This is a genomic window from Amycolatopsis sp. VC5-11 (assembly GCF_037034185.1).
Taxonomy (GTDB): Bacteria; Actinomycetota; Actinomycetes; order Mycobacteriales; family Pseudonocardiaceae; genus Amycolatopsis; species Amycolatopsis nivea.
Map to the genome: position 1 here is coordinate 78,428 of NZ_JBAGKF010000006.1, position 17,624 is coordinate 96,051.

Genomic DNA, 17,624 nt, shown 5'->3' on the forward strand with positions numbered 1-17,624 from the left:
GATCGAGCGATTTCCGCGGCGGCCAGACGGGTTGATCTCGGCTGCGGGCTTGTCCCAGCGGGTAGAGTCGGAGTCCGGTCCAGCTGCCGGATGCCCGATCCGGTGCGACCCCGATCATCGCGACCGCCGGCCTTCGCGCGAGGCGAAACCCCGGTTCGCTTGCTGCGCGAAGCGGAAGCGGCGGCGGAAGAGGAGACCCATGCTCCTGTCCGGTCCGGAACGCCCGATGTCCCTGCCCACCGCCGACGATCCGCAGGTCCTGCGGCAGGCGCTGGCCGCGTACGTGCGCGAGGTCGCCGCCGCGGTCGGAGTGTCGGTGGAGTGCACGTCGTGCGAGGTCACCGACACGATCACCGCGTACGTCGCGCTGAGCGGCCGGTCCCCGCGTTTCCCCGGCCGGGATCTGATGCTGTTGTGGACCATGCGGCAGGGCTGGTCGGTGGCGGTGGAGACGACGCCCGCCGAATCCCCGCAGCCGGTGGCCCAGCTGGGCGGCGACGTCACGCCCGCGCCGGAACGGGTGCGGCGGTTCGTCGCGGAGGTCGTGAGCTCGGCCGAGACGGCCGGGAAGCCGGGACCGGTGCTGGCGGTGTCCAGTCACGGCGACCTGCGGACCCGGCTCGAGGAGCGAGTCCGCAGGTCCTGACGGGCCCGCGACGCGAAGATCAGCGGTCCGTGAGGGCCACCCTGAGGGAATCGGATTCCCCTCACGGACCACAAGAGACCGGACGCTCAGGCGGCCTTGAGCTTGCGGGCGAGGCGTTCGGGCCGGGGCCAGCGCACGTGCGAGGCCCAGCGGAACTTCTCGAACATCCAGATCAGCCGCGCGGAGATGTCGAGCTGGCCGCGGCCGACGCCGTGCCGGGCCCCGGTCGGGTCGGCGTGGTGGGAGTTGTGCCAGGACTCGCCGAAGGACGCGATCGCCAGCGGCCAGAAGTTCGCCGACCGGTCGCGGGCCTCGAACGGGCGCTCGCCGATCAGGTGGCACAGCGAGTTGACCGACCAGGTTACGTGGTGCAGCGCGGCGACCCGGACCAGCCCGGCCCAGAAGAACGCGGTGAGCGCGCCCCACCAGGTCATCGTGATGAGCCCGCCCAGCAGCGCGGGTCCCAGCAGCGTCGCGACGGTCAGCACCGGGAAGAGCCGGTCGATCCGCTTCAGGTCGGCGTCGTCGAGCAGGTCGGGGGCGAACCGGCGCGGGTTGGTCCGGTCGCGGCCGAACAGCCAGCCCATGTGCGCGTGCCAGAAGCCCTTCGCGAGCGCGGCGGGCGACGTGCCGAAGCGCCACGGCGAATGCGGGTCGCCGTCGCGGTCGGAGTAGGCGTGGTGGCGGCGGTGGTCGGCGACCCAGTCGATCACCGGTCCCTGCATGGCCATGCTGCCCGCGACGGCGAGCGCGATCCGCAGCCCGCGGCGGGCGCGGAACGCGCCGTGGGTGAAGTACCGGTGGAAGCCGACGGTGATGCCGAGGCCGCTGACGCAGTAGAACGCGGCGGCGAGGCCGACGTCGAGCCAGCTCAGCCCCCAGCCCCAGGCGAGCGGGACCGCGACGGCGACGGCGAGAAGGGGGACGACCGCGAAGAGCTTCACCAGGAAGGCCTCGGTGCCGGTCTTGTGGCCGGCGAGCATGGGCTGCGGCGATTTCGGGGGACGCTGGACGGTGCTCTGGGTGTCGATGGGTAACGCTCCTACTCGAGCTGGTCCGGCCGCCGCGCTCTGCGGGGCCGAGGCCGATGCCGCGGCGCGGACCAGGCGGAAGGGGGCCGCCTCGGGGGTGCGCCGTGCGTTGCGTACTGGCCAGGCAGGGGAGGGCCTCGAGGCCAGTCGCGACCTGCCCTGGTCAACGGGTGATCTCGCGTCCGGGTTCCCGGAACGCGGAAGACCTTGTGCGGCCGGGAAAACTCACCGGGCCGCACCGGGGTGCCGAGCTGTTTCGGCTGCCGTGGGCGGAAAAGTCCGCTTCGGCGCGGGTCCCCTGGTGCGGAAAGCCTTCCGCACCAGGGGAAACACCGGGGAAACTCAGATGGCGCGAACGCCAGTGGCCTGCGGGCCCTTCTGGCCCTGGCCGACCTCGAACTCCACGCGCGCGTTCTCCTCAAGGCTGCGGAACCCGTTGCCCTGGATCTCGGAGTAGTGCACGAAGACGTCGGCGCTGCCGTCGTCCGGGCTGATGAACCCGAAGCCCTTTTCGGCGTTGAACCACTTCACGGTGCCTTGCGTCATAAAAACGATCTCCATCGGACTCACAACAGATGCCACCTCGGCATCCGGGCCTGGCAACCGACGGTGTGCCTTCCGAAAAGAGAAACACCACGCCCGCTACATCTTGCGAGCGTGGCTGCGGGACGTACCCACCGCACGAACACAAAACACGACCGTCTTCAGTAAAGCACGCCCGGGCCGGTCTCACCAGGGCCGTCGCCCGAAGGGTCCACTGTGGACGTCGCGACGCGCGCGGCGGGGACGGCTCGCGGGCAGGTCGGAGGCGGGGAGTAGCGTCAGCACCGTCGAGAAGTCTCATCGTGCGCCGGCGTTCGAGCCGGCGTCGTCCCCGGCGGGCCCGCCCCCGCGGTGCCGCCGGTGGCCCCTTCCACCTCGACGAGGAGCGACATGCGCTCGGAACGACGTCCGCTGTCCGCCGAAACCAGTGAATTCGCCCGTGCCCGGGTGTCCGCCGAACAGGACCTGCGCGTCCAGCAGGAGCACGCTGCCCGCACCGTCGCGGGGCACGCGCACGATGTCGATGACCTGCGGGGATTGCTCGCGATGCTCGGTCTGGAGGCGGGTGCTCGCGTCTGACCTGACCGGGGCGGCCGCCGGGCTTGGGCTACCCGAGCCAGGCGGCTGAATCCGGGGCGAGTCTGCCGTCGATCAACGGGCTGCTGGTGAGCAGCACCTCTCCCGGCGGCAGGGCGATCGAGCTGGCCGAGGTGTTGAGCGCGCAGATCAGCCCGCCCCGGCCGAACAGGATCTGGGCGACCCTCAGGAACACCTTGCCCGCCCTGCCGAGATGCCGATGACCTGTGGGGATTGCTCGACATGCTCGGGCTGGAGGCGGGTGCGCGTCTGACCTGGGTTACCCGAGCCAGGCGGCCGAATCCGGGGCGAGTCTGCCGTCGATCAGCGGGCTGCTGGTGAGCAGCACCTCTCCCGGCGGCAGGGCGATCGAGCTGGCCGAGGTGTTGAGCGCGCAGATCAGCCCGCCCCGCCCGCGGCGGAACGCGAAACAGCCCGCGGGCGCGCCGAACCACTGCAGTTCGTCGCCGCCGCGGAACGCCGGGTGATGTTTGCGCAGTTCCACCGCGCGCCGGTACAGCGACAGCGTCGATTCCGGATCCTCGAGCTGCCGTTCCACGGTCAGCGACGCCCAGTCCGCGGGCATCGGCAGCCAGGTCTGCGCGGTGCGCGAGAACCCGTACGGCGGGAGCGTGCCCTCCCAAGGCAGCGGCACGCGTTCGCCGTCGCGGCTGAATTCCGGGCCCTGTGAGCGGGCGCGCGGGTCGGTCATCGCCTCCAGCGGCAGGTCGGCGTTCGGCAGGCCCAGCTCTTCGCCCTGGTACAGGTAGACCGCACCGGGCAGGGCGAGTTCCACCAGCGCCATCGCGCGCGCCCGGCGGACCCCGGCCGCGCCGCCGCCGTAACGGCTGGCCGCGCGCCAGACGTCGTGGTTGGACAGCGTCCAGGTCGCCGGTGCGCCCGCCGAGCGCGGCACCGCCAGCGACCGCTCGATCGACGTGCGCACGGCGTCCGCGTCGAAGTGGGTGAGCACCAGGCGGAAGTTGAACGCCAGGTGAAGTTCGTCCGGCCGCAGGTAGCGGGCCAGCCGCTCCTCGTCCTGCACCCAGATCTCGCCGACCGCCATCGCGTCCGGGTACTCGTCGAGCACCTTGCGGATCAGCTGGTGCACCTCGTGCACGCCGTCGTCGTCGAAGCGCGGGTCGCCCAGCACTCCGCCGCCGTGCGCGGGCGTGTCCGGGTCCATGTCGGGCAGCCCGGCGGGTTTGGCCATCCCGTGCGCGACGTCGATCCGGAAGCCGTCCACGCCCCGGTCGAGCCAGAACCGCAGGGTGCGCTCCAGATCGGCGCGGACGTCCGGATTGGCCCAGTTCAGGTCCGGCTGCTGCGGCGCGAACAGGTGCAGGTACCACTGCCCGTCCGGCACCCGCGTCCACGCCGGGCCGCCGAACACGCTGATCCAGTTGTTGGGCGGCTCCGCGCCGCCGGGGCCGCGGCCGTCGCGGAAGTGGTAGCGCTCCCGCTCCGGGCTGCCCGGCCCGGCGGCCAGCGCGGACTTGAACCACGCGTGCCGGTTGCTCGTGTGGTTCGGCACGACGTCCACGGTGACCCGGATGCCGCGCCGGTGCGCCTCGGTGAGCAGCACGTCGAAGTCGCCGAGGGTGCCGAACATCGGGTCGACGCCGCGCGGGTCGGCGACGTCGTAGCCGTGGTCGGCCATCGGCGAAGGGTAGAACGGCGTCAGCCACAGCGCGTCGACGCCCAGCAGCTCCAGGTAGCCGAGCTTGCTGCGGATGCCCTCGAGGTCGCCGATGCCGTCCTCGCCCGAATCGGCGAAGGACCGCACGTAGATCTCGTAGAACACCGCGTCCGACCACCACGACGGCCGCGGAAGGCGGTCCGGCCGCCGTCCCGCGACCCTGCGTCTCATCAGACGAAGCTGTTCATCATGCTGTGCGCGGCCATTTCCAGGTACGCCCACAGCTGGCTGAGGTACGGCTCGGGCAGGTTCTCCTCGTCGATCGCGATCCGGATGCAGCGCAGCCACGCGTCGCGCTCGATCGGGCCGATCTTGAACGGCGCGTGCCGCATCCGCAGCCGCGGGTGGCCGCGCTGGTCGGAGTAGGTGTGCGGACCGCCCCAGTACTGGATGAGGAACAGCCGGAACCGCTCCTCCGCCGGGCCGAGGTCCTCCTCCGGGTAGAGCGGGCGCAGCACCTCGTCGCGGGCCACTTCCTCGTAGAACCGCTTGATGATCCGGCGGAAGGTCGGTTCGCCGCCCACCGCCTCGTACAGGTTCGCCGGTTCCGGCTCGCTCACAGTCGACACACCTCCATCTTGCCCTGCCTCAGCTGCGCGGCGCGCCCGACTGCTTGTCCTGCATGGACGACAGCAACCGGCCGAGCGGCGGTTCGAAACCGGCCTCCTCCAGCGCGCCGAGCAACTGCCCGCGCAGCTTCCGCTGCACCGCCCACTGCTTGCCCGGTCGCACCTTGACCGTCAGGCGCAACACGATTCCCTCGGGCGTGACCTGTTCGACGCCGAGCATCTCCGGCGGCTCCAGCACGTTCACCGAGAGCGCGTCCGATTCGACCGCCTTCGTGGCCGCGCCGCTGAGCACCTCGGTGGCCTTGTCGACGTCCGCGGAGTAGCTCAGCGGGACGTCCACCACGGCGTAGGCGAAGCCCTGGCTCGAGTTGCCGACGCGCAGCACCTCGCCGTTGCGGACGTACCAGACGGTGCCCTTCAGGTCGCGCAGCGTGGTGATGCGCAGGCCGACCGCCTCGACGGTCCCGGTGGCCTCGCCGATGTCCACGACGTCGCCGACGCCGTACTGGTCCTCGATCATCATGAACATCCCGGAAAGGAAGTCCTTGACCAGGTTCTGCGCGCCGAACCCGAGCGCGACGCCGACGATGCCGGCCGAGGCGATGATCGGGGCCAGGTCGATGCCCAGTTCGCCCAGCACGAGGATGAACGCGAGGCCGTAGATCAGGAACGTCGCCATCGACTTCAGCACCGAGCCGATCGTCTTGGCGCGCTGCCTGCGGCGTTCGGTCACCGCCGAGCCGAGCATGTCCGGCGCGCGTTCGCGCAGCGGCCGCAGCAGTGTCGGGATCTTGCCTTCGCTGCCCGAGGCCGGGAGCGTGGTGACCCGGTTGATGACCCGCCTTGTGAGATACCGCACCACGAAGGCGATGACCAGGATCAGGATGATCCGCAGCGGCTTCGTGACGAGCCAGCCCGCCGACGCGGCGAGCCACTCGTTGTGCGTGACCGAATAGACCTGGGCACACCACGTCCCGGATTCGGAGATGCAGCGGGGTGGGGCGCTGAGCACGGCATTCACTGGCGGGGAAAGTCCTTTCTCGTTGCTTGTCCCGGCGGCGCACAGGCGGCCGGCGAGTGGCCGCCGGGTCGCGGGTATGTGACACGTCACAGAACACGCGTGCGCCGGGGCCCTGATGTGTGGTCGACTATGCCTGCACCGGTGGAGGTGGTCGAGTGCCAGACCGACAACCCGTCCCCCTCGGCGGCGCCGGCCAAGCCATGGCCGAGCTGCCGCCGGAGGCGATCCTGCGTGCCTGCCCGGGAGGGTCCGCATCCGGCGGCTCCGTCCCGTCCGGGCCGGGGACCCGTCCAGGGGGAGCATCCCGTCCGCCCGGACAGCGTAGAGCCCGCGATCCGGTCGCCCCGGCGTGGGGGCGGCGCCGGGTCCTCCTGCTCAACGCCACTTTCGAGCCGCTGACCGCGGTGCCCATGCGGCGCGCGGTGGTGCTCGTCATGTGCGGCAAGGCGGAGGTCGTCCACGGCGATCCGGGCGGCGTCGAACTGCACGCCGCGACGGTGTCGCTGCCCGTTCCCTCGGTGATCCGGCTCAGCACGTACGTGCGGGTGCCGTATCGGGCGCAGGTGCCGCTCACCCGGGCCGGGCTGATGCACCGCGACCGGCACCGCTGCGCCTACTGCGGCGGCCGCGCGGAGACTATCGACCACGTCGTCCCGCGCAGCAAGGGAGGTCCGCACAGCTGGACCAACTGCGTCGCCTGCTGCGCGAAGTGCAACCACCGCAAGGCCGACCGGCTCCTGTCGGAGATCGGCTGGCGGCTGCGCGTGGTGCCGCGCGCCCCGCACGGCCCGCACTGGCGGCTGCTGGCGCATTCCAAAGAGGCCGATCCGCTGTGGCGGCCGTATCTCGGGTCGGCGGCCTAGCCGCCCGTTCCCGGACACGCCGGCGCCCCGGCTGCCTGTGCGGCGGCCGGGGCGAGCCGATGGACCGTGCTCGACGTCCCTGTTCCGGTGCTGGCGGTGCTCAGGCGGCGAGGCTGTAGTCGGCCTGGCAGGTGACGCGCGTGCCCATCGTGACCCGGGTGCCGCGCGTGACGCGAGTGCCGCGGGTGACCCGCGTGCCCATGGTGACGCGAGTTCCGGCGGTGACCCGGGTGCCGCGGGTGACGCGCGTGCCCATCGTGACGCGCGTGCCGCAGGTGACGCGGGTGCCTGCCGTGACGCGAGTGCCCCGGGTGACGCGGGTTCCGCGCGTGACGCGGGTGCCCATCGTGACGCGAGTGCCGGCCGTGACTCGGGTCCCGCGCGTAACGCGGGTTCCCCTGGTGACTCGAGTTCCCATGGTGACCCGGGTACCCATTGTCACGCGAGTGCCCGCGGTGACCCGGGTTCCGCGGGTGACCCGAGTGCCGCGCGTAACCCTGGTGCCGGACGTGACCCGCGTTCCGGGCACGAATCCGGTCTCGCTGGGTGACGAAATGGTCTCGGTGATCGCCTGAGCGGGGGGCTGGACGCTCTGCATGAGGTGTCCTCCTGGGACCGGTGCGTGACGGGCTGGGGCTGGGGAGGCGGGCACAAGGCCCGTACAGGTGAAAAAGCTACGAGGATTTCAAGGTTCGGACAAGCCGCTATCGCCCGGTACGGCCGCCTGTACGGCGAGTTGCCATCTTTCGGCCCGCAGCCCTTCGCCCCAACGTTCCAGCGGACGCGGGCCAAGCGGCGGACGGCGCCTCGGCGGCGACGAACGGTCGCCCCCGGTCGCCGGTGTCGCGCGGTGGCTGCCGGAGGCATCCGATACGCTCACCGGCGTGAACGTTGTCGAGACGATCCTGGTCTACGCGGTCATCCCCGGGGCCATTTACTTCGTGGTCGGCGCCGCGACCTTGCGGAAGAAGTTCTCGGGGACGCCGCGGTACCGGCCGGGGCAGCCGTGGGAGTACCCCGCTATGTGGTGGACCGCCAACCCGGACGGCGTAGGAGCCGGCCATGGCCCGGCGGTTGACGTGAATGCGGCGCCCGCGGGCGCTTCGACGGCCGCAGGAGGCGCTCGTGGCAAGTGGTGAAGTGACCCAGACCGCGGTCGCGGAGAAGGACCTGGCCTTCGGCGAGGTCATCACCAACAGCGGCAGGCTGTCCGCCGCGAAAATGTACGAGCCCGCGGCCCCGACGAGCCCGTTCACGGTGCAGCAGCTCGCCCGCCTGGACGAGGCCCTCACCTTCGCGACGCGCGAAACGGGCCTCGACTTCAGCATCTACCTGGGCGACCTGGGCGAAGACACCCGGGCCGGCGCGGAAAAGCTGCACGCCGCCACCGACGACCCGACGAACGCGGTGCTGCTCGGCGTTTCCCCCGCCCAGCGCGCGATCGAGATCGTCACCGGCGAGCGCGCCCACTCCCGCCTCCCCGACCGAGGCGCGAACCTGGCCGTGGCGAGCATGGTGGCGTCCTTCAAGGAAGGCGACCTGACCGGCGGTCTGGTCAATGCCCTGCGCATGCTGAGCGACCAAGCTGGCCCCGCGCCGAAGCACTGATACATCCCACACCAGAGCCGTCCCGCACTCAGCGGGACGGCTCTTTTACGTTCTGCCCTCCGGCGGTGCCGCCGTTCGTGAGGGCCACCCTCATTGACTCTGATTCCCCCAGGGTTCCCCTCACGACCCGCCACCCGTGCGTGAGGGCCTCCTTCACGGACTTGGATTCCCTCAAGGAGCCCTTCACGGGCCGCCTGCCCAGCTCGCCAGCCGCCGGATGCCGCCCCAATGCCGCATTGGGTGCATGGGACGCACCGAACGCCACATTGGGTGCGTCAGACGCACCCAATGCCACTTTGGGGCGCACGCCCCAATCCCCACGAGCTCAATCGCACCTGCCGCCGGAACGCACCCAACGCCACATTGGGTGCATCCCACGCACCGAACGCCACATTGGGTGCATCTGACGCACCCAATGCCACTTTGGGGCGCTAGCCGCACACCGTGAACCCCACCGCCACTAGCCCCAAACCGCGAACCCAGCCGCACCGGCGCACCCAACCATCGAGGCACCCAGCCTCTCTACCGCCTTGACAAGCACCCCCGAACCGTCAGCACAATCAAGCTTCGGGGTGCCCCACGCAACCAAAGCCGATGTCGCCGCCAGGCGACGAGAAGTCAGACCTGACTGTCAAAATCCCGAGCAGCCAACGCCCGGACAATCCCAGCACGCCCCTCGGAAACAAGCCGCCGCAACGCCGCCGGATGATCCCCTGCAAGCCACTCATCCGAAGCATTCACCGTCGCAGGCTCAACCGCCCAAGACGGATACAACCCAATCGCCGTCGGCTGCGCCCGCTCACTGGACCGCCGAGCCCAGACATCGTCAATAACCTCGAAGTACCGCTCAATATAATCCCCGAGCAAATGCTTCTGCCCCGGATGCGAGAACCCGGAAATCAACGCGTCAGAAACCGCATTAGGAATCTCGTCGTCGTAAATAGCCCGCTGCCAAGTATCCGCCTTAGCCTCAGCAGTAGGCTGCAACGCCCGAGACCGCTCAGCATGCCGCCGCCCAGCCGCAGTGTCGTCCCGCGCCTGCTCGGCATTGATCTCGTCCGCACCAGCCTTGCCGTGCGCCACCAGCGCCTGCAGCAACCGCCACCGCAAATCGGTGTCGACAGTGAGACCCGGCAACGGCGCGGACCCGTCCAGCCACCCGGCGATTTCCGCGAGAATGTCCTCGCTCAACACCCCGCCGGCCAGCGAGTTCACAAACGCCAGCTGATGGTCCGACCCAGCCTCCGCGGTCCGGGCCAGCTCCAGCAACCGGCCGCTGAACGCAGGCCAGCCCTCCGCCGCGGCCCACTTCTGGTCCGCATAAGAGTTGAGCGCCGTCTGCGCCTGCAGCAGCAACCGCTGCACGACCCCGACCTCGCTCTCGGCGTGAATCCCGCGCGCCACGAGCGTCACGAAGTCGCGAGCCTTCAGTTCGGCCTCGCGCGTCATCTCCCACGCGGCCGACCAGCACAGCGTGCGCGGCAGCGATTCGGTGATGTCGCCGATCCGGTCGATCAGCGTGGTCAGCGACGCCGGGTCGAGCCGCATCCGGCAGTAGGTCAGGTCGTCGTCGTTGACCAGCACGAGCTTGCCCGCGGCCTGGCCGACCAGGTCCGGCACCTCGGTGCGCTCGCCGGTGACGTCCAGCTCGACGCGGCGGGTGCGGACGATCTTGCCGTCGCTGTCCTCGTCGTACACGCCGACCGCGACGCGGTGCGTGCGCAGTTCGCCGGCGCCCGGCTTCGCGCCGGTCTGCACGACGGCGAACGACGCGAAGGTGCCGTCGGGCGCGATCTCGTAGCGCGGGCTGAGCGAGTTGAGGCCGGTGGTCTCCAGCCATTCCGCGCTCCACCACGACAGGTCGCGGCCGGACGCTTCCTCCAGCGCCGCCAGCAGGTCGGCGAGCGTGGCGTTGCCCCACGCGTGCTTGCCGAAGTACACCTTGAGGCCGTCGAGGAAGTGCTCGATGCCCACGTAGGACACCAGCTGCTTCAGCACGCTCGCGCCCTTGGCGTAGGTGATGCCGTCGAAGTTGACCTCGACCGCGTGCAGGTCGACGATGTCGGCCGCGATCGGGTGCGTCGAGGGCAGCTGGTCCTGGCGGTAGGCCCAGGACTTCTCGATGTTCGCGAAGCTGGTCCAGGCGTTCTTGTACTCGGTCGCCTCGGCCTGGGCGAACACGCTCGCGAAGGTCGCGAACGACTCGTTCAGCCACAGGTCGTCCCACCAGCGCATGGTGACCAGGTCGCCGAACCACATGTGCGCCATCTCGTGCAGCAGCGTCTCGGCGCGGCGCTCGTAGGCGTAGCGGGTGACGCGGCTGCGGAAGACGTAGTCCTCGAGGAAGGTGACCGCGCCGGCGTTTTCCATCGCGCCCGCGTTGAACTCCGGCACGAACAGCTGGTCGTACTTGGAGAACGGGTACGGGGTGCCGAATTTCTCGTGGTAGAAGGCGAAACCCTGTTTGGTTTCGACGAACAGCCGCTCGGCGTCCATGTGCTCGGCGAGCGACGCGCGGCAGTAGATGCCGAGCGGGATGGTGCGGTGCTCGTCGCGGAACTCGTCGGTCCACTCCGCGTACGGGCCGGCGACGAGCGCCACCAGATAGGTGGAAATGCGCTCGGATTCGGCGAACTGCGTGCGGCGCGCGCCGTCCTCGGTGTCCTCGGCGCTTTCGACGAGCGCGTTGGACACGACCTTCCAGTCGCGCGGGGCGTGCACCGCGAGCCGGTAGACGGACTTGAGGTCCGGCTGGTCGAAGCAGGCGAACATGCGCTTCGCGTCGGCGGTCTCGAACTGGGTGTAGAGGTAGACGCCGTCGTCGACCGGGTCGACGAACCGGTGCAGGCCCTCGCCGGTGTTCATGTAGCGGCAGTCCGCGGTGACGACGAGTTCGTTCTCCGCGGCAAGGCCGGGCAGCGCGATGCCCTTTTCCTCGGCGTAGCCGCTGACGTCGAGCTCAGTGCCGTTCAGCACGGCGGAGCGGACGCCTTCGGCGACGAGGTCGATCCACGACGCTTCGCCGGGACGGCTGCTGGAGAACCGCACCGTGGTGGTCGAGCGGAACGTCTTCTCCCCGGGACGGCCGCTGCCGTCGGTCAGGTCCAGCTCGATGTCGTAGGACGACACGTCCAGCAGGCCGGAGCGCTGCTTGGCTTCGTCACGCGTCAGGTTGGGGGCGGGCACGGGCACCTCTGGTCTTCGGATCCGGTGGGCACGACGTTCAGCATCCAATCATGACGGGCCGGGAAGGGGCGACCAGGGAACAATGCGGAGGGGCCGCCGCGTTGGCTCGCAGTGCGGGGGTTGGCCCCGTCCCCGGCGCGCGCCGGGGAGCAGCCTCGCCGAGGAGCCCGTGAAAAATGACTGACTCGTCCCAGCCCACCACGGTGGACTTCTACTTCGACCCGATCTGCCCGTTCGCGTGGATCTCGTCGCGGTGGATCCTGGAAGTCGAGAAGCACCGCGAGCTGGACCTGACCTTCCGGGTGATGAGCCTGTCGGTGCTGAACGAAGGCCGCGAAGACCTGCCCGAGCGGTACAAGGAGCTGCTGAGCGAGGGCTGGGCTCCGGTCCGCGTCGCGACCGCGCTGGCGCAGACCCAGGGGCAGGAAGCCGTGCGCGACTTCTACACCGAGTTCGGCACCCGCTACCACAACCAGCACAACGAGGACCGCAAGCTCGTCATCAAGGAGGCGCTGGCCGCGATCGGCGCGCCCGCCGAACTCGCCGAGGCGGGCGAATCGACCGAATACGACGAGGCACTGCGCAAGAGCCACCACGAGGGCATGGACCCGGTCGGCATGGACGTCGGCACGCCGACCATCCACGTCAACGGGAGCGCGTTCTTCGGCCCGGTGCTGTCGTCGATCCCGCGCGGCGAGGACGCGCTGAAGGTGTTCGACGGCGCGGTCGCGCTGGCGAGCTACCCGGACTTCTTCGAGCTCAAGCGCACCCGGACCGGGGACCTGAACTTCGACTGACGCGCGTTCGCGGGTGCTGGTCGCGTTTCTTCCGCGATCAGCACCCCAGCGCGGCCCTGGTGACGTCTTCGGGATACGGCGAGGTTTTCACCGCTTCCTCGATCGGCGTCTTGGCGGTCTTCAGCTCGTGCAGCCGCAGCAACCCGTCGCGATGCGTCCGGACGAACGCTTCGTCCACCGGGTCGCCGTGGCCGGGCACGACGACGCGCGGTTCGAGCGCGAGCAGCGCGTCCATTGCCGCGGCCCACGCGTCGAGTTGATCGTCCGGGCCGAACGAGTACGCGGTGAAGCCGTGCGGGCCGTGTTCCACGACGTCTCCGGCGAAGACGACATCCACGTCCGGCACGTGCACCAGCAGGTCGTGGTCAGTGTGCGCGACGCCGGGGTGCACGAGCGTGACGGTGCGGCCGCCGAGGTCGAGTTCGGCGCGGTCGGGTACCAGACGGTCCGGCGGCATGAGTCCGGTTCGTTCGATGGCGTCGGCGATCTCCGGCTTGCCTTCGTTGCGGTAGTGCGCGGCCCAGGTTTGCTTGTCAGCTTCGCCGTTTTTCAGCATGGCCTGCAGGCAGCCGGGGTGGGCCCAGACGTCGCAGGGCAGGAACGGCGTGGTGCCGAAGGCGTGGTCGAAATGCGCGTGCGTGTAGACGACCGACCACGGCAGTTCGGTCAGCTCGCGGACCGCGGCGGCGAATTCGGCGCCCTGGTCGACGTCGCCGCGGGTGTCGATCACCAGGCACTTCTCCTGGCCGAGCACTAGGCCGGTCGTGAGGTCCAGTTCGTCGTACCGGCGGGCGAAAACCCGGTCGGCCACCTCGGTCCAGCTCATTGCCCCTCCAGGATTCCGCGCGACAGCCTCGCCACGCTAGCGCTGACGTCCTGCTGCGCGGCGAGAACGACGTCGTTTCCGTGGCCGGTCGCGGCGAGTTCCCGGCCGGAGGTGCAGGTGCGCAGCGCTGTCGGAACATCGGTGGCCGCGTAGGCGGCCGCGGCGAGCGCGGCTTCGGCGGACCACGAGCCGGGCAGCGCGCTGACGATCGCACCCGCGCCCAGCTGGTCCTCGACGCACGGCCGCAGGGGACCGAATTCCGCGCCTTCTCCGAACATGTCGACGCCCCAGCGTTCCCCGGCGGGAATGACGCCGATCGGCCGTCCGTCGGCGATTTCCCTGGCTTCCGCCGCGGTCGCCGACGCATTCCGCAGGCAACCGGCCAATACGTGCGCGCCGGTTTTCGCCGCGGCCGCGCAGAGCGTCGCACCATTGGGGGAGGGGAGGGCGAGCAGCGTGCCGGACGGGATCTCCGTCACAGAAGACGGCCGGAGCGTCCATTCCTCTTCGCCCGCGACCACCGCTCCCGCTCCGCGCGCCTCGGCGATCCCGCGTTCGTCGCGCCACCGCACCGGAAGCACGCGGCCGCCGCGACCGACGACGAGATCCGTTGTGGTGCTGAAGGAAAGCACGTCGACGATGATCAGCACGGCGCATTCCGGGCCGAGGATTTCGACACCTTCGCCGCCCCATTCGAGTCGCACGTCCGTGCCGTGCTGCGCTGCGATGTCCACCCCCGGAGCATGCCGGGTCGGCGGCGAGATGGCACACTCCCGCTGTGCGTGTCTACTTGGGATCCGACCATGCCGGTTTCGAGCTGAAGAACCACCTTGTCCGCCACCTCGGCGAACAGGGGCACGAGGTGACCGACATCGGTCCGTTCGTCTACGACGCGGCCGACGACTACCCGGCGTTCTGCGTCGAAACCGCGCGCCGCGTGGCCGCCGACGAGGGCAGCCTCGGGATCGTCATCGGCGGGTCCGGCAACGGCGAGCAGATCGCCGCGAACAAGGTGCCGGGCATCCGCGCCGGGCTCGGCTGGAGCGTCGAAACCGCGCAGCTGACCCGGCAGCACAACCACGCCCAGGTGCTGGGCGTCGGCGCCCGGATGCACACTGAGGAGCAGGCGACCGAGATCGTCGAGGCGTTCCTGGCCACGCCGGTGGACCCGGCCGAACGCCACACGCGGCGCGTGCAGCAGCTGCTCGACTACGAGCGCACCGGCACCCCGCCCGCCCTGCCGGAGGCCTGATGCCCGAGGGGCACACGCTCCATCGGCTGGCCCGTCTCCACAAACGCCGCTACGCAGGCGGACCGGTCGCGGTCAGCAGTCCGCAGGGCCGGTTCGCCGCGGAGGCGGAGAAACTCGACGGGCAGGTGCTCGTTTCCGCTGAGGCGTACGGGAAACACCTGTTCCACGACTACGGTCCGGCGGGGACAGTCCATGTCCACTTAGGTCTGTACGGCACCTTCGGCGAAGCGCCGCTGCCGGAGACCGAGCCGGTCGGCCAGGTGCGGATGCGTCTCGTCGGCCGCACCCACTGGACCGATCTGCGCGGCCCGACCCGGTGCGAACTGCTGGATCCGGCGCAGGTCGACGCGATCAAGGCCCGCCTCGGCCCGGACCCGCTGCGCCGCGACGCGAAGCCGGATCGCGCGTGGGAGCGGATTTCGCGCTCGCGGACGACGATCGCCGCGTTGCTGATGGATCAGGCTGTGCTGGCCGGGGTCGGGAACGTTTATCGCGCGGAAGTGCTGTTCCGGCACGGGATTTCGCCGATGGTCCCCGGTCGGTCGCTGGACCGCGCGCTGTGGGACGACATGTGGGCGGACCTGGTGACGCTGATGCGCGCCGGGGTCCGGGTCGGCCGGATCGACACGGTCGCGCCCGAGCATTTGCCTGCGGCGATGGGGCGGGCTCCCCGCGAGGATCGGCACGGGGGCGAGGTTTACGTGTACCGGCGGGCCGGGATGCCGTGTTTGATTTGCGGGACGCCGGTGGCGCAGAAGGAATTGGCGGCGCGGAATCTTTATTGGTGTCCGACCTGTCAGCCTGCGTGAGTTCGGCGGTTCGAAGCGAGAGCAGCTCTCGTGTTTCTGCCCGCTTAGTGTTCGTCAACGCTCGATCGAGCGCAGGGCTTCCTGCGGTGTGCGGCCGGTCGCCTCTGCGAGGGCGGTGACCGCTCTCGCAGCCAGTGCGACCAGATACAGCGCCGCTCGCAACGCGTCCTGGCGGACGGCGGCGTCGGTGAGGTTGTAGGTATCCGCGTCCTCGTCGGCGAGGTAGGCCGCCACGGCGTCCACCGTGGTCCGGTGCAGGTTCGACTGCTTCTTCCGTTCGCTGTCGGGCATCCGGCCAGTTTCCTCCTGCGGGAACGACAAAGGCCCCGCGGCACGCCTGCCGCGGGGCCTTTCGCCGTTTCACCGGTCAGAAGTCGAAGCCTCCGCCGTCAAACCCGCCGCCATCGAAGCCGCCTCCGTCGAAACCTCCGCCGAAGTCCTGGCTTCCGTCGAATCCGCCGCCGTCAAAGCCCCCGCCGTCGAAGCCGCCGTCCGCTCCGTCCATGCCGCCGGCGTCCAGGGCGTCCGCCTGGCCCGCGTCGTAGCCGGATTCCCAGGCCGACGCGCTGGCGATGCCGCTCATGCCGGAGAACATGGCGCTGAACAGGAACATCGAGCCGAGGCCCCACGCGCCCGCCACGAGCGCGGGCTTCCACCACGGCTCGCTGTACCAGCCTTGCGGCACCGGGCGTCCCGCGACGCGGCCGCCGGGGTAGTAGTACGGCGTGTCCTGGCCGGGGTCGGGCGAGGCGGCGTAGCGCTGGCCCTCGACGTCCACCTCGCGGTGTTCGGTGACCTTGCCCGCGCGTTCGCGTTCGGCCTCGTCCGGCAGCGCCGGGCCGGGGTCCATGCCCATCGCCACGCGCGCGGCGCGCACGTAGTACAGGCCCTCGACGGCGGTTTCCTTCACCAGCCGGGCCTGTTCGACCGTCTTGGCCTGCTCCAGCTGCGAACCGGCGGCGTTGTAGCGCTCGCTCGCGTCGGCCATCGCCTGCTGGGAGGCGGTGTCGGTGCCGGTGATGTTGAGGACCTGGCCGCCGAGGCGTTCGACGAGGCGGCGCGCGTCGGCCTTGGCGTCCTCGAGCTGGCTCTGCTTGGCCGCGGCCTGCTTCCTGGCCAGGTACAACCCGCCTCCGACGATGACGACGACCAGCACGATCAGGAGGATCGCGGTGCCCATGGGTCACTCCGTGTCTCGATCTGACGCGACGGCCGGGCAGCCGTCCCTGAAACGGACAACGCGGACCGTGCGCGGAGAGTTCCCGGCGGCGCCGCCGATCGGGCGGTGGCCGACAAAACTAGAACACGTTATAGTCCGCGGCATGAAGTTCTCCTTGTCGATCGCGATGAGCCCGCTCGACCAGCTGACCGGGCTGGCCCGCGCCGCCGAGGAGGCCGGGTTCTCCTCGATCGTGCTGCCCGATTCGCTCTTCTACTCCGAGAAAGTGTCCGCCGACTATCCCTACACGCCCGACGGCAGCCGGTTCTGGGACGAGAACACGCCCTGGGCGGATCCGCTGGTCGCGACCGCCTCGATGGGCGCGGTGACCGAGCGGATCCGGTTCTACACGTCGGTGCTGAAACTCGGCTCGCGCAATCCGGTGCTGCTCGCCCGGCAGGTCAACTCGGTCGCCGCGCTGACCGGCGGGCGGTTCGGCCTCGGGCTGGGGATCGGCTGGTCGCCGGAGGAATTCGCATGGTGCGGCGCGCCGTATCAGCGGCGCGGCAAACGGTTCGACGAGGCCATCGAGGTGCTGCGGCTGATCCTCAGCGGCGACATGGTCGAGTTCCACGGCGAGTTCTTCGACTTCGACAAGCTCAAGATGAGCCCGGCGCCGCCGTCGCGCGTGCCGTTCTACATCGGCGGGCACACCGACGTCGCGCTGCGCCGGGCCGCGCGCGTGGCGGACGGCTGGTCGTCCGCGATGATGACGCTCGACCAGCTGCGCGACACCATCGGCAAGCTCAAGGGCCTGCTCGCCGAGCGCGGGCGCGCCGACGACCCGTTCGAGTTCCAGGCGGTGTGCGTCGACCGGTTCGGGCTCGACGGGTTCCGCGAACAGGCCGAGGCGGGCGTCACTGACGCGATCACCATGCCGTGGGTGTTCGAGGGCCACAGATTCGACGCGGACCTCGGCCCGAAGGTCGACGCGATCCGCAAGTTCGGCGACGAGATCATCGCGAAAATCGAGGAGTGA

The 17,624-nt window shown here is 70.1% G+C and carries 22 protein-coding genes; 10 read left to right on the top strand and 12 right to left on the bottom strand.

The window, feature by feature from the left end:
* Positions 1 to 199 precede the first annotated feature (199 nt).
* Entirely contained in the window at positions 200 to 646 is a 447-nt protein-coding gene (locus tag WA670_RS19845; protein WP_199817689.1) for a DUF6292 family protein, read from the top strand.
* A gap of 86 nt (positions 647 to 732) precedes the next feature.
* On the opposite strand, the gene WA670_RS19850 is transcribed toward WA670_RS19845, so the two are convergent.
* A complete protein-coding gene (locus WA670_RS19850; RefSeq protein WP_043829466.1) occupies positions 733 to 1,629 on the bottom strand; it encodes an acyl-CoA desaturase in 897 nt (298 codons plus the stop codon).
* 390 nt (positions 1,630 to 2,019) lie between these two features.
* Positions 2,020 to 2,223: a cold-shock protein gene (locus WA670_RS19855; RefSeq protein ID WP_037814060.1), complete on the bottom strand. Its 204-nt coding sequence runs from the start codon at positions 2,221 to 2,223 to the stop codon at positions 2,020 to 2,022.
* A 387-nt stretch (positions 2,224 to 2,610) separates the two neighbouring features.
* Here WA670_RS19855 and WA670_RS19860 point away from each other — a divergent pair, with 387 nt between their 5' ends.
* Positions 2,611 to 2,799, top strand: coding sequence for a hypothetical protein (locus WA670_RS19860; protein WP_009081303.1), 189 nt, complete (start codon positions 2,611 to 2,613; stop codon positions 2,797 to 2,799).
* A gap of 28 nt (positions 2,800 to 2,827) precedes the next feature.
* Here the strand turns inward: WA670_RS19860 and WA670_RS19865 are convergent, their stop codons facing one another.
* From WA670_RS19865 to WA670_RS19880, 4 genes are all read right to left on the bottom strand, one after another.
* On the bottom strand, positions 2,828 to 2,992 hold the full coding sequence (locus WA670_RS19865; protein ID WP_167754159.1) for a hypothetical protein: 165 nt from the start codon (positions 2,990 to 2,992) through the stop codon (positions 2,828 to 2,830).
* An 84-nt stretch (positions 2,993 to 3,076) separates the two neighbouring features.
* Positions 3,077 to 4,666 carry a glycoside hydrolase family 13 protein gene (locus tag WA670_RS19870; protein ID WP_134729564.1) on the bottom strand — a complete coding sequence of 530 codons (1,590 nt, stop codon included), beginning with the start codon at positions 4,664 to 4,666 and terminating at the stop codon, positions 3,077 to 3,079.
* Positions 4,666 to 5,055: a globin gene (locus WA670_RS19875; protein ID WP_369806064.1), complete on the bottom strand. Its 390-nt coding sequence runs from the start codon at positions 5,053 to 5,055 to the stop codon at positions 4,666 to 4,668. Before WA670_RS19875 ends, WA670_RS19870 begins: the two co-directional genes overlap by 1 nt.
* A 28-nt stretch (positions 5,056 to 5,083) precedes the next feature.
* The gene (locus tag WA670_RS19880) at positions 5,084 to 6,085 is read right to left on the bottom strand and encodes a mechanosensitive ion channel family protein (RefSeq protein ID WP_336158493.1); all 1,002 of its coding nucleotides are present in this window, start codon (positions 6,083 to 6,085) and stop codon (positions 5,084 to 5,086) included.
* Positions 6,086 to 6,495: 410 nt separating this feature from the next.
* On the opposite strand from WA670_RS19880, the gene WA670_RS19885 reads away from it, so the two are divergent.
* Positions 6,496 to 6,948: an HNH endonuclease gene (locus tag WA670_RS19885; protein ID WP_050788293.1), complete on the top strand. Its 453-nt coding sequence runs from the start codon at positions 6,496 to 6,498 to the stop codon at positions 6,946 to 6,948.
* 100 nt (positions 6,949 to 7,048) lie between these two features.
* Here the strand turns inward: WA670_RS19885 and WA670_RS19890 are convergent, their stop codons facing one another.
* Complete coding sequence (locus tag WA670_RS19890; RefSeq protein ID WP_235146639.1) at positions 7,049 to 7,294, bottom strand: hypothetical protein; 246 nt, start codon at positions 7,292 to 7,294, stop codon at positions 7,049 to 7,051.
* A 55-nt stretch (positions 7,295 to 7,349) separates the two neighbouring features.
* Here WA670_RS19890 and WA670_RS19895 point away from each other — a divergent pair, with 55 nt between their 5' ends.
* The 3 genes from WA670_RS19895 to WA670_RS19905 all read left to right on the top strand — a co-directional run bounded on the left by WA670_RS19895 (position 7,350) and on the right by WA670_RS19905 (position 8,556).
* Positions 7,350 to 7,523 (top strand): hypothetical protein, encoded by a 174-nt coding sequence (locus WA670_RS19895; protein WP_235146640.1) that lies wholly within the window; start codon positions 7,350 to 7,352, stop codon positions 7,521 to 7,523.
* A 309-nt stretch (positions 7,524 to 7,832) separates the two neighbouring features.
* Positions 7,833 to 8,087 (top strand): aa3-type cytochrome oxidase subunit CtaJ, encoded by a 255-nt coding sequence (gene ctaJ, locus WA670_RS19900; protein ID WP_037814055.1) that lies wholly within the window; start codon positions 7,833 to 7,835, stop codon positions 8,085 to 8,087.
* Positions 8,074 to 8,556 (top strand): DUF5130 family protein, encoded by a 483-nt coding sequence (locus WA670_RS19905; RefSeq protein ID WP_043829473.1) that lies wholly within the window; start codon positions 8,074 to 8,076, stop codon positions 8,554 to 8,556. The genes ctaJ and WA670_RS19905 overlap by 14 nt, the downstream gene beginning before the upstream one ends.
* Before the next feature lie 618 nt (positions 8,557 to 9,174).
* Here the strand turns inward: WA670_RS19905 and pepN are convergent.
* Positions 9,175 to 11,742 carry an aminopeptidase N gene (gene pepN / locus WA670_RS19910; RefSeq protein WP_238605048.1) on the bottom strand — a complete coding sequence of 856 codons (2,568 nt, stop codon included), beginning with the start codon at positions 11,740 to 11,742 and terminating at the stop codon, positions 9,175 to 9,177.
* A gap of 176 nt (positions 11,743 to 11,918) precedes the next feature.
* On the opposite strand from pepN, the gene WA670_RS19915 reads away from it, so the two are divergent.
* Entirely contained in the window at positions 11,919 to 12,539 is a 621-nt protein-coding gene (locus tag WA670_RS19915) for a mycothiol-dependent nitroreductase Rv2466c family protein (protein WP_037814050.1), read from the top strand.
* A 37-nt stretch (positions 12,540 to 12,576) separates the two neighbouring features.
* Here WA670_RS19915 and WA670_RS19920 read toward each other — a convergent pair whose 3' ends face one another.
* Both WA670_RS19920 and WA670_RS19925 read right to left on the bottom strand, forming a co-directional pair.
* Positions 12,577 to 13,365: an MBL fold metallo-hydrolase gene (locus tag WA670_RS19920; protein WP_134729568.1), complete on the bottom strand. Its 789-nt coding sequence runs from the start codon at positions 13,363 to 13,365 to the stop codon at positions 12,577 to 12,579.
* Positions 13,362 to 14,099, bottom strand: a complete 738-nt coding sequence (locus WA670_RS19925) for a 2-phosphosulfolactate phosphatase (RefSeq protein WP_336158494.1) — start codon at positions 14,097 to 14,099, stop codon at positions 13,362 to 13,364. The genes WA670_RS19920 and WA670_RS19925 overlap by 4 nt, the downstream gene beginning before the upstream one ends.
* A 44-nt stretch (positions 14,100 to 14,143) precedes the next feature.
* Here WA670_RS19925 and WA670_RS19930 point away from each other — a divergent pair, with 44 nt between their 5' ends.
* A complete protein-coding gene (locus WA670_RS19930) occupies positions 14,144 to 14,617 on the top strand; it encodes a ribose-5-phosphate isomerase (protein WP_275293618.1) in 474 nt (157 codons plus the stop codon).
* Entirely contained in the window at positions 14,617 to 15,426 is an 810-nt protein-coding gene (locus WA670_RS19935; protein WP_134729574.1) for an Fpg/Nei family DNA glycosylase, read from the top strand. The genes WA670_RS19930 and WA670_RS19935 overlap by 1 nt, the downstream gene beginning before the upstream one ends.
* Before the next feature lie 54 nt (positions 15,427 to 15,480).
* On the opposite strand, the gene WA670_RS19940 is transcribed toward WA670_RS19935, so the two are convergent.
* Positions 15,481 to 15,717 carry a hypothetical protein gene (locus WA670_RS19940; RefSeq protein ID WP_051729013.1) on the bottom strand — a complete coding sequence of 79 codons (237 nt, stop codon included), beginning with the start codon at positions 15,715 to 15,717 and terminating at the stop codon, positions 15,481 to 15,483.
* 76 nt (positions 15,718 to 15,793) lie between these two features.
* Entirely contained in the window at positions 15,794 to 16,606 is an 813-nt protein-coding gene (locus WA670_RS19945; RefSeq protein WP_037814038.1) for a hypothetical protein, read from the bottom strand.
* Positions 16,607 to 16,748: 142 nt separating this feature from the next.
* Between WA670_RS19945 and WA670_RS19950 the strand changes: the two genes are divergently transcribed.
* Entirely contained in the window at positions 16,749 to 17,624 is an 876-nt protein-coding gene (locus WA670_RS19950) for a TIGR03619 family F420-dependent LLM class oxidoreductase (protein WP_134729576.1), read from the top strand.

Excerpts from the sequence above, each read along its gene's own strand:
- WA670_RS19885 (WP_050788293.1), top strand. The coding sequence starts at position 6,496 with ATGCGGCGCGCGGTGGTGCTCGTCATGTGCGGCAAGGCGGAGGTCGTC.
- WA670_RS19940 (WP_051729013.1), bottom strand. The coding sequence starts at position 15,717 with ATGCCCGACAGCGAACGGAAGAAGCAGTCGAACCTGCACCGGACCACG.
- WA670_RS19855 (WP_037814060.1), bottom strand. The coding sequence starts at position 2,223 with ATGACGCAAGGCACCGTGAAGTGGTTCAACGCCGAAAAGGGCTTCGGG.
- WA670_RS19850 (WP_043829466.1), bottom strand. The coding sequence starts at position 1,629 with ATGCTCGCCGGCCACAAGACCGGCACCGAGGCCTTCCTGGTGAAGCTC.
- WA670_RS19920 (WP_134729568.1), bottom strand. The coding sequence starts at position 13,365 with ATGAGCTGGACCGAGGTGGCCGACCGGGTTTTCGCCCGCCGGTACGAC.
- WA670_RS19890 (WP_235146639.1), bottom strand. The coding sequence starts at position 7,294 with ATGGGCACCCGCGTCACGCGCGGAACCCGCGTCACCCGGGGCACTCGC.
- WA670_RS19860 (WP_009081303.1), top strand. The coding sequence starts at position 2,611 with ATGCGCTCGGAACGACGTCCGCTGTCCGCCGAAACCAGTGAATTCGCC.
- WA670_RS19915 (WP_037814050.1), top strand. The coding sequence starts at position 11,919 with ATGACTGACTCGTCCCAGCCCACCACGGTGGACTTCTACTTCGACCCG.
- WA670_RS19935 (WP_134729574.1), top strand. The coding sequence starts at position 14,617 with ATGCCCGAGGGGCACACGCTCCATCGGCTGGCCCGTCTCCACAAACGC.
- WA670_RS19870 (WP_134729564.1), bottom strand. The coding sequence starts at position 4,666 with ATGAGACGCAGGGTCGCGGGACGGCGGCCGGACCGCCTTCCGCGGCCG.
- WA670_RS19845 (WP_199817689.1), top strand. The coding sequence starts at position 200 with ATGCTCCTGTCCGGTCCGGAACGCCCGATGTCCCTGCCCACCGCCGAC.
- WA670_RS19945 (WP_037814038.1), bottom strand. The coding sequence starts at position 16,606 with ATGGGCACCGCGATCCTCCTGATCGTGCTGGTCGTCGTCATCGTCGGA.
- WA670_RS19950 (WP_134729576.1), top strand. The coding sequence starts at position 16,749 with ATGAAGTTCTCCTTGTCGATCGCGATGAGCCCGCTCGACCAGCTGACC.